At 68.8% G+C, this 14,324-nt stretch carries 12 protein-coding genes and 1 pseudogene; 9 read left to right on the top strand and 4 right to left on the bottom strand.

Annotated elements, in window-relative coordinates:
- Window positions 1–478: pseudogene (locus tag ON38_RS07190) on the bottom strand (hypothetical protein); the annotation flags it as partial.
- 37 nt (window positions 479–515) lie between these two features.
- Here ON38_RS07190 and ON38_RS33990 point away from each other — a divergent pair.
- Together ON38_RS33990 and ON38_RS07195 are read left to right on the top strand one after the other, a co-directional pair.
- Window positions 516–845: a hypothetical protein gene (locus ON38_RS33990; RefSeq protein WP_157181691.1), complete on the top strand. Its 330-nt coding sequence runs from the start codon at window positions 516–518 to the stop codon at window positions 843–845.
- 104 nt (window positions 846–949) lie between these two features.
- Complete coding sequence (locus ON38_RS07195) at window positions 950–2,755, top strand: dynamin family protein (RefSeq protein ID WP_083872381.1); 1,806 nt, start codon at window positions 950–952, stop codon at window positions 2,753–2,755.
- A 9-nt stretch (window positions 2,756–2,764) separates the two neighbouring features.
- Here the strand turns inward: ON38_RS07195 and ON38_RS07200 are convergent, their stop codons facing one another.
- Both ON38_RS07200 and ON38_RS07205 read right to left on the bottom strand, forming a co-directional pair.
- Window positions 2,765–4,780 (bottom strand): glycoside hydrolase family 15 protein, encoded by a 2,016-nt coding sequence (locus tag ON38_RS07200; protein ID WP_051164463.1) that lies wholly within the window; start codon window positions 4,778–4,780, stop codon window positions 2,765–2,767.
- Between the two features lie 6 nt (window positions 4,781–4,786).
- A complete protein-coding gene (locus ON38_RS07205; RefSeq protein WP_051164464.1) occupies window positions 4,787–5,485 on the bottom strand; it encodes a class I SAM-dependent methyltransferase in 699 nt (232 codons plus the stop codon).
- An 83-nt stretch (window positions 5,486–5,568) separates the two neighbouring features.
- Here ON38_RS07205 and ON38_RS07210 point away from each other — a divergent pair, with 83 nt between their 5' ends.
- The 7 genes from ON38_RS07210 (at window position 5,569) to ON38_RS07240 (ending at window position 12,572) form a co-directional block, all read left to right on the top strand.
- Complete coding sequence (locus ON38_RS07210; RefSeq protein ID WP_039823408.1) at window positions 5,569–5,781, top strand: hypothetical protein; 213 nt, start codon at window positions 5,569–5,571, stop codon at window positions 5,779–5,781.
- A gap of 127 nt (window positions 5,782–5,908) precedes the next feature.
- A complete protein-coding gene (locus ON38_RS07215; protein WP_373281192.1) occupies window positions 5,909–6,940 on the top strand; it encodes a sulfate ABC transporter substrate-binding protein in 1,032 nt (343 codons plus the stop codon).
- A 159-nt stretch (window positions 6,941–7,099) separates the two neighbouring features.
- Window positions 7,100–7,855 carry a sulfate ABC transporter permease subunit CysT gene (gene cysT, locus ON38_RS07220; protein ID WP_085995360.1) on the top strand — a complete coding sequence of 252 codons (756 nt, stop codon included), beginning with the start codon at window positions 7,100–7,102 and terminating at the stop codon, window positions 7,853–7,855.
- Window positions 7,852–8,658 (top strand): sulfate ABC transporter permease subunit CysW, encoded by an 807-nt coding sequence (gene cysW, locus ON38_RS07225; RefSeq protein ID WP_039823413.1) that lies wholly within the window; start codon window positions 7,852–7,854, stop codon window positions 8,656–8,658. Before cysT ends, cysW begins: the two co-directional genes overlap by 4 nt.
- A gap of 91 nt (window positions 8,659–8,749) precedes the next feature.
- Window positions 8,750–9,745, top strand: coding sequence for a sulfate/molybdate ABC transporter ATP-binding protein (locus tag ON38_RS07230; protein WP_039823415.1), 996 nt, complete (start codon window positions 8,750–8,752; stop codon window positions 9,743–9,745).
- A gap of 201 nt (window positions 9,746–9,946) precedes the next feature.
- Window positions 9,947–10,960 carry an AurF N-oxygenase family protein gene (locus tag ON38_RS07235; RefSeq protein ID WP_083872374.1) on the top strand — a complete coding sequence of 338 codons (1,014 nt, stop codon included), beginning with the start codon at window positions 9,947–9,949 and terminating at the stop codon, window positions 10,958–10,960.
- Window positions 10,961–10,979: 19 nt separating this feature from the next.
- Window positions 10,980–12,572, top strand: a complete 1,593-nt coding sequence (locus tag ON38_RS07240) for an FAD-dependent oxidoreductase (RefSeq protein ID WP_083872376.1) — start codon at window positions 10,980–10,982, stop codon at window positions 12,570–12,572.
- Window positions 12,573–12,821: 249 nt separating this feature from the next.
- Here ON38_RS07240 and ON38_RS07245 read toward each other — a convergent pair whose 3' ends face one another.
- On the bottom strand, window positions 12,822–13,772 hold the full coding sequence (locus tag ON38_RS07245) for an Lrp/AsnC family transcriptional regulator (RefSeq protein ID WP_039823418.1): 951 nt from the start codon (window positions 13,770–13,772) through the stop codon (window positions 12,822–12,824).
- Between the last annotated feature and the right edge of the window lie 552 nt (window positions 13,773–14,324).

Here is a 14,324-nt window from a genome sequence, read left to right on the forward strand (position 1 = left end):
AGCCGCCGGCCGAGCCGGTCCTGCCCGGGTCCGCTACCCCCATCGTGCCGACCACCACCGCGCCGACGACCACCGGCGACGCCACGTCCACCACCGGCCCCACGACCACCGGCCCCGACGGCAGCACGAGCACGTCCCCGGACGGCAGCACGACGATGGACGGCAGCACCACGCCGTCGATCGGCGGGAGTATCACCACCTCGCCGGACGGTTCGACCACCTCGCCGGGAACCACCACAGGCACCGAGGGCCCGTCCACCGGGAGCACCTCGCCGGAAACCACCACCTCCGAAGGCGGATCCACCGGCAGCACCGGTGAATCGAGCGGGGCCACCACCACGAGCCCCGGCACCCCCTCCACCGGAGAGACGGCGACCGGCGGGACCACCACCGACCCGATCGGTGGCACCAGCCCGAACGGCACGGAGCCGGGAAGCCCGTCATCGGACGGGACGCCGTCCACGGTGGACGTCCCCACTCAGCAGATCCCTACTCAACATGTCCCCACTCAGCAGGTGCCCACCGCGGACCAGCCGACGGCCCCGGTGCCCACCGTGAGTGTGCCGACCCAGCAGCCGGTACTGCCGGATGCTCCGGCACCGGTGGCCCCGCATCCGCTGCCGACTCCGCTGCCGGTGGCGCCCCAGGTGCAGCCGATCGCCGACCACGGTTCGCCGGTTCCGTACGATGTGCACGCGGTGGCCGTCACGCCGCATACCGAGCACACCTCGCTCGGTATCGCGGGCGGTGGGCTGACCGGTGATCTGTCGGGTGGATTGCTGCCACATACAGTGGCGGTGACCGAGAACCCGGTTGCCGATCACGGCCACTGGGTAATCATGTGACGGTTCACGACCGGCGGGGGGTTCCGTCAGGTCGTACGGGAGGGACGATTCGGCCGAGCGCGGTCGATGACGCCGATGTTGTGACCGAGAGTGAGGAGCAGGGCTTGGCTGCCGTAGCCGGACCGCGGGCTGCCACGGTGAAGAACCCGGATGTGATGGCCCCCCTCATCCAGATCATCGATGAGCTGCGGGACGTATCACGCACCGCGAGTCGTAACGACCTGCGCGGTCGACTCGGGATGGTGCGCGCCCGGGTGGCCGATACCAGGGTGCGGCTGGTGGTGGTCGGTCCGCCGAAGAGCGGGATGAGCACCCTGGTGAACACCATGGCGGGGGCGCCGATCAGTGCCACCGACAGCGCGATCAGTGTGCCCGCGATCGTGGAGTACGGTCCGGAACCCTCCGCCACCCTCATTCGCCGCGAGGGCGGCGGGCGGATCCGCCGCCAGCCCGTCGATCCGCTGAATCCCACTCCGGCGCTCACCGCCAAGGGCGTGATCCGGGCCGATTTCACCCAGCCCAGCTCCCTGTTGGCCGAGGGGATCGTGCTGATGGATGCTCCCGGCTCGGCCGTGCAGGACCGCAGCACCTGGTCGATGATCGCCGCTGCCGACGCCGTGCTCTACGTGAGCGACGCGGATACCGAGTACAGCCGGGAGCAGATCGCGCATCTGCGCCGGATCGGGCAGGTGTGCCCCACGGTGATCTGCGTGCTCAACAAAATCGACCGGAACCCGCACTGGACACATGTGCAGGAACGCAATCGCGAACTGCTCGACGCCGCCGGACTGGGTTTCGCGGTGGCGCCGGTCTCGGCCGCCCTCCATCAGGAGGCGCAGCAGTCGGGCGATCAGCAGCGTGCGATCGAATCGGGCCTGCCGCAACTGGTCGAGCACCTGCGTGACTACGTGGTCGCCCACGCCGACGCGGCGGCGGTCCAGTCCGCGGTGCGCGATATCCGGCTGGTCGGCGATCATCTCGGCGTCACGCTGCGCACCGAGGCCGACGCGCTGCGCGATCCGCGCCGCCGGGCCCATGTCACCCAGCAGCTGGCGACCGCACGCGATCAGGCCGATCAGTTGCGACAGCGCACCGCGACCTGGCAGATCACGCTCGCCGACGGCAGTACCGAACTCATGGCCGATATCGAGCACGATCTCCGGCATCGGCTGCGGATCCTGGTGCGCGACGCCGAGGCCGAGATCTCGCGTACCGATCCGGCGACCCGCTGGGCGCGTTTCGGTACCGACCTCGAGACCAAGATCGCCGACGCGATCGCGGAGAATTTCGAAACGGCCAACTATCGCGCCGAGGAACTGGGCGAACAGGTGGCCGCCCGGTTCCCCGCCGACCACCGCCGGCCGGATCTGCCCGATATCCGGCCGCCGTATCCGGCCGAACTGCTGGAGAACGTCGCCCCGCTGGAGCCGCTGCAGAGCGCGAAAGCCGGTGTCACCGAGCAGTTCCTGTCCGCGCTGCGCGGTTCCTACGGCGGTATCCTGATGGTCGGCCTGGCCACCAGTCTGCTCGGTATGTCCCTGGTGAACTGGTATTCGGCCGGGGCCGGCATCCTGCTCGGTCTGCATGCCCTGTGGGAGGACCGGCGCACCCGCCGGCAGCGGCGGCAGGCCGAGGCCAAGGTAGCGGTGGCGCGCCTGATGGACGATGTGATCTTCCAGGTCGGCAAGGAATCCCGGACCCGCCTGCGCGAGGTGCAGCGGGTGTTGCGCGATCATTTCACCGATATAGCCACCGACGCGTTGCGCACGGCGGAGGAGGCACTGCGGGTCGCCGAGGAAGCGGGCGCCCAGTACGGAGATCGGGGCGCGGAGCGCCTCGCCCGGCTGGACAGCGAGATGGGTAAATTGCGCGACCTGCGCCAGCAGGCCGACAGTTTCGTCGCCGCCTGACCCTCCCACCTATCGCCGCGGCCGGCTGCGCCACGGGGTGCCGCCACCGGTCTTGCTGTGGGCCGGCCGGAACGTTCCGGCCTCCTGGGGCCCTTCGGCCCGGATCAGATGGGTGACCGCGTTGATCAGTGCCAGGTGGGTGAACGCCTGCGGGAAATTGCCCAGATGCCGGCCGGTGGACGGGTCGAGCTCCTCGGCGTAGAGCTTGAGCGGGCTGGCGTGGGTGAGCAGCCGCTCGCACAGCCGGCGGGCGCGGCCGATCTCGCCGATCTCGACGAGCGCCGAAACCAGCCAGAACGAGCAGATGGTGAAGCTGCCCTCCGGGCTCACCTGCCCGTCGTCGGTGGTCTCGTTGCGATACCGCAGTACCAGGCCGTTCTCCGTGAGCTCCTCGGCGATCCCGAGCACGGTGGCTCGGACCCGCCGATCGTCCGGGGGCAGGAACCGGGTGAGAACCACCAGCAGCAGGGAGGCGTCGAGGGTGGTGCCGCCGTACACCTGGGTGAAGCGACCGCGGTCGTCCACACCGTGGGCCAGCACATCGGCCCGGATCTCCTCGGCGATCCGGTGCCATTCCTGGGCGATATGCGCCTGACCGTGCAGCTCGGCGATCCGCGCACCGCGGTCCAGCGCCACCCAGCACATCACCTTCGACGAGGTGAAGTGCTGGGGTTCGCCGCGGACCTCCCAGAGGCTGCGGTCGGGTTCGCGCCAGTGGTCGATGGCGGCGCCGACCTGGCGTTCCAGCATGGGCCACAGTGTCTCCGGGACGTGCTGGCGGGATTTCACGTGCAGGTAGACCGCGTCGAGCATGGTGCCCCAGATATCGTGCTGCTCCTGGTTGTAGGCGCCGTTACCGATTCGGACCGGCCGGGCGTTGCCGTACCCGGACAGGTGGTCGAGAGTGCGTTCGGTGAGCTCGCGCTCCCCGCCGATGCCGTACAGCACCTGAAGTGGTATCGCCTCGCCGTCGGGTCCGGTGGTCGCGTCGTGCAGGAAGGCGAAGAAATCGTCGGCTTCGCGGTCGAGGCCCAGGGTGTACAGGCCCCACAGGGCGAAACTGGCGTCGCGCACCCAGGAGTAGCGGTAGTCCCAGTTGCGCTCGCCGCCGGGCGACTCGGGCAGGGAGGTGGTGGCGGCGGCCATCAGGGCGCCGGTGGGAGCGTAGGTGAGGCCCTTCAGAGTGAGGGCGCTGCGTTGCAGATAGCGACGCCATGGATGGTCCGGGAAATCGCCGAGGGTGATCCACTGCCGCCAGCAATCGATGGTGGTCCACATCTTCTCGGCGGCCTCGGCGAACGTCTGCGGCGCCGGCAGCTCCGACCAGGTCAGCGCGACATAGGCGCAGTCGCCCTCGGTCATCCGGGTCCGCGCCCGGGCCTCGCGACCTTCCAGGCCCAGGCGCAGATCGGTGGTGAGTACCAGGGTGGGCCCGGCCGTGGGGTCGGCGGCACAGACCGCGGAAGCCTCCTCGTACACCTTGCCCGTGTACTCCCAGCTGGCCTGGGCCCGGTGGTAGTCGAACGACGGTTCACAGCTCAATTCGAGTTCGACCGTGCCGCTGACGCATTTGACCGTGCGCAGCAGCATATGAGCGGCGTCCCAATCGGTCGGCGTGCGGCGGCGGGTACGGCTGCGTTGTTCGGTGTTGTGCCACGGACCCAGCACCAGCGCGTCCCGGACGATCAGCCAGCCCGTCGGGGTCTGCCAGGTGGTCTCCAGGATCATCCCGCCGGGTAGATAGCGGCGGGCGGCGGGTACGGTGCGCCCGTAGGGGCCCAGCCGGAAATGGCCGGCACTGCGATCCAGGATGGCACCGAAAACACTCGGTGAATCCGGGCGCGGGACACACATCCACTCGACCGAGCCGTTGCTGGCGATCAGGCAGGTGGTCTCACAGTCGGACAGGAACGCGTAGTCGTCGATGACCGGGAAGTTGCTCTGCGGCAGCTTGGTCTCCGGCGGAAGGGCCGGGAAGGTGCCCGGTTTTCCGTCGGCCGACGGTGCGTGCTCGGGACTCGGCATACCCCATCATGTGTCGTGCGGCCCCGAGCCGTCCACCACGGTTCGGCCCAGGTGCCGGATCCGGGCCAGCCAGGCGGCGAGTTCCACCTTGCCCGCCGCGTCCGGTGTGAGGTCCCCGGCCCGGTCGGCGACCGGCTCGGTGATCCGGCCGTAGTAGTGGTCGGGCCGTAGGTCCTCGACCTCCCAGCCGGGGCCGGCGAAGGAGTCGCGGATCATCGCCGCGCCGATCCGCGGACCGAACCCGGCCTCGGTGTCCGAGAGCGCCAGGATGTGCACGTATCCGCCCGGCGCGCACAGGCGGTGCAGCGTCCGGACGTAGTCGGCCCGGGCGTCGGCGTCGGCGAGGAACACATGGAACAGCGCACTGTCGACGATCGTGTCGAAGGTGCCGAGCGGGTTGTCCCCGGTATGGGCGAGGGCGACCATATCGGCCACCTCGAAGCGCGCGGCCGGTACGTTCTTGACGGCGGCATTGCGGCGCGCGTAGGCGACCGCGCTGGGGGACAGGTCAACGCCGAGCACGTCGTAGCCGAGGGCGGTGAGCGCGATGGTGTGCTCGCCGGCGCCCGCGCCGGGGTCCAGGACGCGGCCGCGGATCCGGCCGGCACGTTCCAGTGCGACGATCGCGGGCTGGGGTTCGCCGATGATCCACGGAGCGGTGTCGTTGTCGTAGGCGGAGTTCCATACCTCTGGTGCCTGTGTCATGACCTCAGCCTGCAATCTCGAGTCGGGTTGAGGTCAAGGCACGGGTCGGAACGGCGACCGGGCGGTGTTCTACGCTGGTCGCCGTGGAGCGTATTGCCGACTGGTGGGACGGGTTCGAGATGTGGGTGGCGGGTCTGCCGTTCATACCTCAGTTCCTCGTGGTGCTGGTGGGTATGGTGCCGATCAGTTTCGCGATCGCCTACCTGATCGACCGGCTCCTGCACGTGGCGGGCGTCGCGCTGGGCCGCGACGACGCCGACGGTGCCGACCGCGATGCCGGAAACGAGGTGTGCTGATGCCGCGCTCACGGGTGCAGATCGCACTGCTGGCACTGCTGGTGCTGGTGATCGTCGCCTGGCTGTTCACCCGGTGACGCGGGCTGTCGTGCGCGCCGGTGCCCGGTCCGTACCGGGCGGGCGCGGAATCGGTGAGCGGGCCCGCACCCGAGTACCTCGTCTGCTGGCGGTCCTGGTCGCGGTGCCGGTGCTGCTGGCCGGGTGCGCCGGCGGCTCCAGTGACGAGGTGGGCGGTGGCGGAGCCGACGGTAGCGGCGGCACCGTCGATCTGTACGCGTACGCCATCCCCAAGCCCGGCTACGACGAAGTGATCCCGAAGTTCAACCAGACCGAGGTGGGCGAGGGCGTGGAGGTGCGCCAGTCCTACGGCGCGTCGGGGGACCAGTCCCGCAAGATCGCGCGCGGTGCGCCCGCCGATGTGGTGAGTTTCTCCCTCGAACCCGATATCACGCGTTTGGTCGACGCCGGTCTGGTGGATCCGGACTGGAACGCCGACGCCACCCGCGGAGTGCCCTTCGGTTCGGTGGTGGCGCTGGTGGTGCGGTCCGGGAATCCGAAGAACATCCGGACCTGGGACGATCTGCTGCGTCCCGATGTCGAGGTGGTGACGCCGAACCCGTTCAGTTCGGGTTCGGCGAAATGGAACCTGCTCGCCCCCTACGCCGTGGCCAGCGAGGGCGGGCGGAACCCGCAGGCGGGGGTGGACTACCTGAACCGGATGCTGGCCAATGTGCGGGTACAGCCGAAATCCGGGCGGGAGGCCACCGAGTCGTTCCTGCAGGGCACCGGCGATGTGCTGATCAGCTACGAGAACGAGGCGATCTTCGCCGAACGGCACGGCGACCCGGTCGAGCACATCGTGCCGGAGGCCACTTTCAAGATCGAGAACCCGGTCGCGGTGCTCGAACACGCCCCGCATCCGGAGAAGGCGATCGCTTTCCGCGATTTCCTCTACACGACCGAGGCGCAGCGGGCCTGGGCCGAGGCGGGCTTCCGTCCGGTCGATCCGGGGGTCGCCGCCGAGTACACCGACGTCTTCCCGCAACCGCCCACCCTGTACACCGTCGCCGACCTCGGCGGCTGGGAGACCGTGGAAGCGGAACTGTTCGCGCCCGAGTCCGGCACCATCGCCGTCGCCTACGACAACGCGACCGAGTAGCCGGGTGACCCGGCCCACACGCGATACTCGATACTCGTGACCGAACGCAGCACCGCCACCGAACGCGCGCCCGCCGGCCCGGACGTGTCCACCCGCCGGCCGCTCGGGTCGTGGTTGCGGTTCACCGGGTCGGTGGGCCCACTCGGTATCGCCACCGCCATGTTGTGGCTCAGCGTGATCGTGCTGCTGCCGCTGGCCGCGCTGACCTTCAGCGCGTTCGACGACGGCTGGTCGGGTTTCTGGGACGCGGTCACCGATCCGGCGGCCCTGGCGTCGCTGCGGGTGACGGTGCTGGTATCGCTGGTGGTGGCGCTGCTGAACGTCGTAATGGGCACGATGATCGCCTGGGTCCTGGTCCGGGACGACTTCCCGGGCAAGGGCCTGGTGAACGCGCTGATCGATCTGCCCTTCGCACTGCCCACGATCGTCGCCAGCATTGTGCTGCTGGCCCTGTACGGACCGCAGAGTCCGGTCGATATCCATCTCAACGCCACCCGGCCGGGCCTGGTGGTGGCACTGGCCTTCGTGACGCTGCCGTTCGTGGTGCGCTCGGTGCAGCCGGTGCTCATCGAGGCCGATCGGGAGGTGGAACAGGCGGCGCTGTCGCTGGGCGCCGACAACTGGACGACCTTCCGCCGCGTGGTGCTCCCGGCCCTGGCGCCGGCCATCATCAGCGGCGGCGGCCTGGCGTTCGCACGCGCCATCGGCGAATTCGGCTCGGTGGTGCTGATCGGCGGCAATATCCCGCGCGAGACGCAGGTGGCCTCCCAGTACATCCAGCAGCAGATCGAGATCGACCGGCCGGTGCACGCCGCGGCGGTATCGGTGGCGCTGCTGGTGATCGCGTTCGTCGCGCTGCTGGTGCTGCGGGTGTTCGCCGAGCGGACGGCGCGCAAGGAACGTGAGGCCCGATGAAACTGTCCGCTCCCGGCCGGATCACGCTGCGCGTGCTCGCTCTCGGCTACCTGTTCGTCCTGCTGGTGCTGCCGCTCGGGATCATCCTGTACCGGGCGTTCGGCCAGGGGATCGGGGCGTTCATCGATCAGATCAGCACGCCCGCCGCCATCTCGGCCTTCAATCTCTCCATGATCATCCTGGTGATCGTGGTACCGGTGAACGTGGTCCTGGGGGTGGTGATCGCCCTGGCGCTGGTACGCGGCGAATTCCCCGGCCGCCGGTTGCTGCAGGGCGTGGTGGATCTGCCCTTCGCGGTCTCGCCGGTGGTGGTGGGTGTCGCGTTGATCATGTTGTGGGGGGTCGAGGGCTGGTTCGGTGTGGTCACCGACTGGGGTTTCCGGGTGATCTTCGCGCTGCCCGGGATGGTGCTGGCGACCATTTTCGTCACCATGCCCTTCGTGGTGCGCGAGGTGGAACCGGTGCTGCACGAGATCGGCGACGACCAGGAGCAGGCGGCGGCGACCCTGGGGGCCTCCCGCTGGCAGACGTTCTGGCGGATCACCGTGCCCGCCATCCGCTGGGGACTGACCTATGGCGTGGTGCTCACCGTGGCCCGTGCGCTGGGCGAGTTCGGCGCGGTCATCATGGTCTCGTCCGGGTTCCCGGGGGTATCGCAGACGCTCACCCTGCTGGTGCACGAGCGCTATATCAACGATCACAACGATTTCGGCGCGTACTGCGCCGCCACTCTGCTGATGGGTCTCGCGCTCGTCACCCTGCTGTTGATGACGCTGCTGGAACGTAAGCGGAAGGCGTCATGAGGCGATACCTCCGCCGACTCCTCGGCCTCCGCGGGCCGCATGTATCAGCTTCGAAGAAGGACAGCTCGACTGTGTATGCCGGAGGCCGCCCGTGATCACCGTGACCAATGCGCGTAAGAACTACGGTTCGTTCGCCGCGCTCGACGATGTCAGCCTGGATATCCCTTCGGGGGAGCTGACCGCGCTGCTGGGTCCCTCGGGGTCCGGGAAGTCGACGCTGCTGCGGTCGATCGCGGGGCTGGAGAATCTCGATTCCGGGGTGGTCACCATCGGCGGCCGGGACGTGACCCGGGTACCGCCGCAGAAACGCGATATCGGTTTCGTCTTCCAGCACTACGCGGCGTTCAAACATATGACCGTCCGCGACAATGTGGCTTTCGGGCTGACCATCCGCAAGCGGCCCAAGCCGGAGATCGCGAAACGGGTCGACGAACTGCTGGGCATCGTCGGCCTGGACGGTTTCCAGCACCGGTATCCGGCGCAGCTGTCCGGCGGCCAGCGGCAGCGCATGGCGCTGGCCCGGGCGCTGGCGGTGGATCCGCAGGTGCTGCTGCTGGACGAACCGTTCGGCGCGCTCGACGCCAAGGTCCGCGCCGACCTGCGGACCTGGTTGCGGCGCCTGCACGAGGAAGTGCACGTCACCACCGTGCTGGTCACCCACGACCAGGAGGAAGCGCTGGATGTGGCCGACCGGATCGCGGTGATGAACGCCGGTCGCATCGAACAGGTCGGTAGTCCCGAGGATGTCTACGACCGGCCCGCCAGCGAGTTCGTCATGTCGTTCCTGGGTGCGGTGGCGCGGCTCAACGGGCATCTGGTGCGGCCGCACGATATCCGGGTGGGCCGGGACGCGAATATGGCGCTGGCCGCCTACGAGGGCACCGCGGAATCGGCGGGGGTCACCCGGGCGACGGTCGAGCGGGTGGTACGGCTGGGCTTCGAGGTCCGGGTGGAGTTGCGCAATGCCGCCACCGGGGACCTCTTCACCGCCCAGGTCACCCGCGGTGATGCCGAGGCGCTGCGGTTGGCGGAGGGCGAGACGGTCTACGCCCGCGCCACCCGGATCCCCGAGCTGCCGTCGCGCTGATCGAGCGCCTCGGGCCGGTCCGCGACTCGTATTCCGGACTTCTGGGCCGGCCTCCCCCTGTGCACCCCGGCTGAGCTGGAGTGATACTCGCCACGTCGTCGGTGTGACCCGGCCGCCGCGGGTAGTCGTGTTGACGTACCCCAGCGTAGCTGTAACTATGGGAAACAGTTAAGCCCGAATCATCGACGAGAGGCAGTGACGATGACGTCTTCAGCCACCACGGTCTCCGACGACCAGCTGGTCGCGCAGGCTCAGGAATACGCGGAGAAGCTGCTGCTGCTGTCCGAGGGTTCGGTCAACCGGAACTTCGATCCGTTCACCGATATCGACTGGGACCATCCCGACTTCGCCGCCGATGCCCGGCCGGAGCGCTGGATCCTGCCCGTCTCGGGGGACACGGTCGGCCGCCACCCCTGGTACCAGGCGCTGCCGCGTGAGAAGAAGATCGCGCTCGGCAAGTACCGCCAGGCCAATGTCGCCAAGGTGGGCCTGCAGTTCGAGGCCATCCTGATCAGCGGCATGATGCAGCACATCTTCGGCCTGCCCAACGGTGACCCGGAGTTCCGCTACTGCTCCCACGAGATGATCGAGGAGCACAACCACACCCTGATGTTCCAGGAGATGGTCAACCGGATCGGGGTCGACGTCCCGGGTATGGGCCCGCTGGTCCGCCAGATCCGGCATATCGCCGTTCCGGTGGCGGTGGCCTTCCCGAACCTGTTCTTCATGGCCGTGCTCGGCGGTGAGGAGCCGATCGACCACATCCAGAAGGAAGTCCTGCGCTCCGGCGAGGAAGTGCATCCGATCATGCGCGGTGTCATGGCCATCCATGTGGCCGAAGAGGCGCGGCACATCTCCTTCGCCCACGAATTCCTCAAAAAGCACGTACCGGAGTCCTCGGCCCGGAACAAGTTCGTGCTCTCGCTGGCCATGCCGATCGTCATGTGGATCCTCGGCCGTGCCATCGTGACCCCGCCCAAGGCGTTCTTCGACGAGTTCGATATCCCCGACAGCGTGCGCAAGGAACTGTTCTACGGGTCCGACGACGCGAAGAAGACCTTCAGCGACTACTTCGGTGACGTCCGCGCCCTGGCCGAGGAGATCGGCCTGATGAACCCGGTCGCCAAGCGGGTCTGGAAGGCGCTGGGGATCGACGGCCACACCACCCGGTACCGCTCCGAACCGCTGCGCGCGGTCAGCGGCACCGCGGCCTGAGCGGCGGGTAGTACCTCCGATGCCCTATGTCGTCACCCAGTCCTGCTGTAGCGACGCGTCCTGCGTGTACGCCTGCCCGGTCAACTGCATCCATCCCACACCCGACGAGCCGGATTTCCGGACGGCGGACATGCTCTACGTCGATCCGGCGGCCTGCGTCGACTGCGGCGCCTGTGCCTCGGCCTGCCCGGTGGACGCCATCACCTCCTCGAAGAAGCTGACCGCGGAGCAGCAGCCGTTCATCGAGATCAATGCCGACTTCTACCGGCAGGCGCGCCCACGCCCGCTGCTGGCGCCGCCGGTGCCCGCGCCGGTGATCGACACCGCCGAGCGCGGGCCGCTGCGGGTGGCCGTGGTCGGCTCGGGTCCCTCGGCCATGTATGCGGCCGACGAACTGCTCACCCGCCCCGACGTGCAGGTGACCGTGTTCGAGCGGCTGCCGGTGCCGTACGGACTGGCCCGTTACGGGGTGGCTCCCGACCATGCGAAAACCCGCCGGGTGGCCGACCTCTTCGATGTGATGTCGAAGCAGCCGGGCTTCGGGTCCTACTTCGACGTCGAGGTGGGCAAGCACATCTCGCACGAGGAACTGCTCGCCTACCATCACGCGGTCGTCTACGCGGTCGGTGCGTCGACCGACCGCAAACTCGGTATCCCGGGTGAAGGCCTGGCCGGTAACGTCTCCGCCACCGATTTCGTGGCCTGGTACAACGGTCATCCCGACCACCGGCACCACGATTTCGATCTGTCGCAGCGCCGGGTCGTCATCGTCGGCAACGGCAATGTCGCCCTCGATGTGGCGCGCATCCTGACCAGTGATCCCGAACGGCTGGCCGGGACCGATATCTCGCCTGTCGCGCTCGAGGCGCTGCGGCGCAGCAGGGTGGAAGAGGTCGTGGTGCTGGGCCGGCGCGGCCCCGCCGAATCGGCGTTCACGGTCCCGGAGTTCGTCGGATTGCTGGGCGCGGACGTGGATATCGTGGTGGACGGCGACCTGCCGCCGGTCGCGGAGGGCCTGCCATACCAGGTCGAACGCAAACTGGTTCTGCTGCGCACCGCCGCCGAGCGGCCGTCGTCCGGGCGGCGGCGGATCGTCTTCCGTTATCGGACCGCGCCGAGCCGTATCCTCGGCCCCGACGCCGTCACCGGAATCGAGGTGGAACGCACCGAGCCGGTCACCGGCGACGACGGCCGGGTTCGCGCGGTGCCCACCGGCGACCTCGACCTCCTGGAAACCGGGCTCGTACTCACCTCGGTGGGTTACCGGGGCGTGCCCACACCGGGTCTGCCGTTCGACGAACAGCGCGGGGTCGTGCCGAATCGGGCCGGGCGGGTGCTGGAGGCGCCGGACGGGGCTGTGTTCCCGGGTACGTATGTCACCGGCTGGATCAAGCGCGGACCCACCGGGTTCATCGGTACCAACAAGTCCTGCGCGCAGGAGACGGTGCAGCAGCTGGCCGACGATTTCAACGCGGGTCGCCTCCCCGAACCCGCCGGCGGCGCCGAGGCTTTCGACCGGCTGTTGCGTGGGCGCCGGCCGCAGGCGCGGCCGGGTGGAGCGGTCCTGCGGGCCGGGCAATCGACGCGCCGCCGCCTCTTCGGCCGCACCTGAACCCACCGGCGTAGACCTCGAAAGGGAAGTCGTCCAGCGAGGGTGGATCCGTGCTGCCGGGGTGGGCCTCGACGCCGCTCTCGGACATGGTCTCGCCTATCGCGGTGCGTCCCCGGTCGACGGAGATCGTCTCGACGGCGATCCGCCGTCCGGCGTGCCGGACCTGCGCCCACAAGCGATGCGCTGCGTCATCGGGAACGACGCCAGGTCGCCGGACGGCATGGGACGGAGGCGACCGGCCCACGCGGCTCATCCGGGCCGGGCGAAACGTTTGGCATAGGCGGTGATCGGCGCGGTCTCGACCTGCTCGACTCCGGGTAGCATCCCGATTCGGTCGCTCAGATATTCGTACAGCGCGTCGGCATCGCGGCTGATCGTGACGGCGAGCAGATTGTGCCTGCCGGTCGTCGCGCCGAGATAGGCGGTTTCGGTGTCCGCGGCCAGACTCGCGGCGACGGTGCTCAGCCGCGCCGGGGAGACCGACAGCCAGAGCAGGCACTGTGCGGTGAAGCCGAACAGCGCGGGCTCCACTTCGACATCGAACAGCAGCATCCCGGCGGCCCGCAGTTCGGTCAACCGCCGCCGAACGGCGGATTCCGACCAGCCGACGTGCCGGGCCAGATCCGCGGACGCCGTCCGGCCGTCGGCGGACAGGGTGCCGAAGAGCCTGCGGTCCAGGTCGGTGAGCCGGATCGGGTCGGGCGACGCGGTATCGGGCGGGTGGATACCGGCGAGCTGGTGCTCGGTGAGTGCGGACATCCGCCCGCGCCAGCGGTGATCCATCAAATGGCGCAGCAGTCGCTGGGTGGTCACCTCGATGACGCCGGGATGCGCGCTGAGCATCGCCGGCGGCGCGGCCCCGCCGCCGGGAACCCGGAACAGGCAGACGATCTCGGTACCGCCGGACAGTTCGGTGACCCAGGCGGTGTCGTGGCGGGCGGCCAGCGCGCGCGCCACGCCGGCGGCGGCTCGGGGATGGACGCGCAGCCGGACCAGCCACTGGGTGTCCGCGGCGAGTTGGCTGCGCGGTACGGCGCTGACGCGGAGCGCGCCGGCGGCCCGGAGCCGGCAGAAGCGGCGGGCCACGGTCCGGTCCGAAACATCCAGGACAGCCGCGATCCTGCTGAACGGCGCGCGCCCGTCGATCTGCAGAGCGTGCAGCAAGCCCTGGTCGAGAGTGTCCAGCGTGACCGATTCCACCCGATCAGAATAGGTCGCCGCCGGATCCGTCCGTTCCCGCGCGAAGTGATGACCGGGCCTATGGCACGCCACGTGGTGGAGAGAGGGTTCTTCGCGCGCGAGGTCCATGGGGCCGGCTCGTCTTCACTGCATATGCGGATCATGAATATCGCTGCAGCGCAACATGTCCCGGCTACGTCGGCGCTCCCGAAGGGCTCGGGTTCGGGGGAATGTGAAAAGTATTTGCGCGGACGGTATTCCGGCCAAATAATATCTGCCGATATGGCTACCTATCCGTTACCGATGGGTAGGAATGGTGTCCGGGTGTTGCCGCGTCACCGGGGTTTACGGATCCCACGGCCCGTAGGCGAATCGAAAGCCCTGCCGGAGATCGATATCTCGGCTGATCAGCGTGGTATTTCTGGATCAACCCGCTGTCACGTCCCGGGTGCTGCCCCCGGTCGGATGGGGGAAAGTCCCTCGGCAACTTCGGATTTACTTCTCGATTATTCGGTGTTCGGAGGCAGTTCCAGCTAACCTGTTGTCGCTGTTTGGAAGACGACCGCGCCCATG

This window comes from Nocardia testacea NBRC 100365 (genome assembly GCF_000308775.1).
Classification (GTDB): domain Bacteria; phylum Actinomycetota; class Actinomycetes; order Mycobacteriales; family Mycobacteriaceae; genus Nocardia; species Nocardia testacea.

Bases quoted from the DNA above. Each gene is read 5' to 3' on its own strand.
- ON38_RS07205 (WP_051164464.1), bottom strand. From the start codon at position 5,485: ATGACACAGGCACCAGAGGTATGGAACTCCGCCTACGACAACGACACC.
- ON38_RS07200 (WP_051164463.1), bottom strand. From the start codon at position 4,780: ATGCCGAGTCCCGAGCACGCACCGTCGGCCGACGGAAAACCGGGCACC.
- ON38_RS07235 (WP_083872374.1), top strand. From the start codon at position 9,947: ATGACGTCTTCAGCCACCACGGTCTCCGACGACCAGCTGGTCGCGCAG.
- cysW (WP_039823413.1), top strand. From the start codon at position 7,852: ATGAAACTGTCCGCTCCCGGCCGGATCACGCTGCGCGTGCTCGCTCTC.
- cysT (WP_085995360.1), top strand. From the start codon at position 7,100: ATGTTGTGGCTCAGCGTGATCGTGCTGCTGCCGCTGGCCGCGCTGACC.
- ON38_RS07240 (WP_083872376.1), top strand. From the start codon at position 10,980: ATGCCCTATGTCGTCACCCAGTCCTGCTGTAGCGACGCGTCCTGCGTG.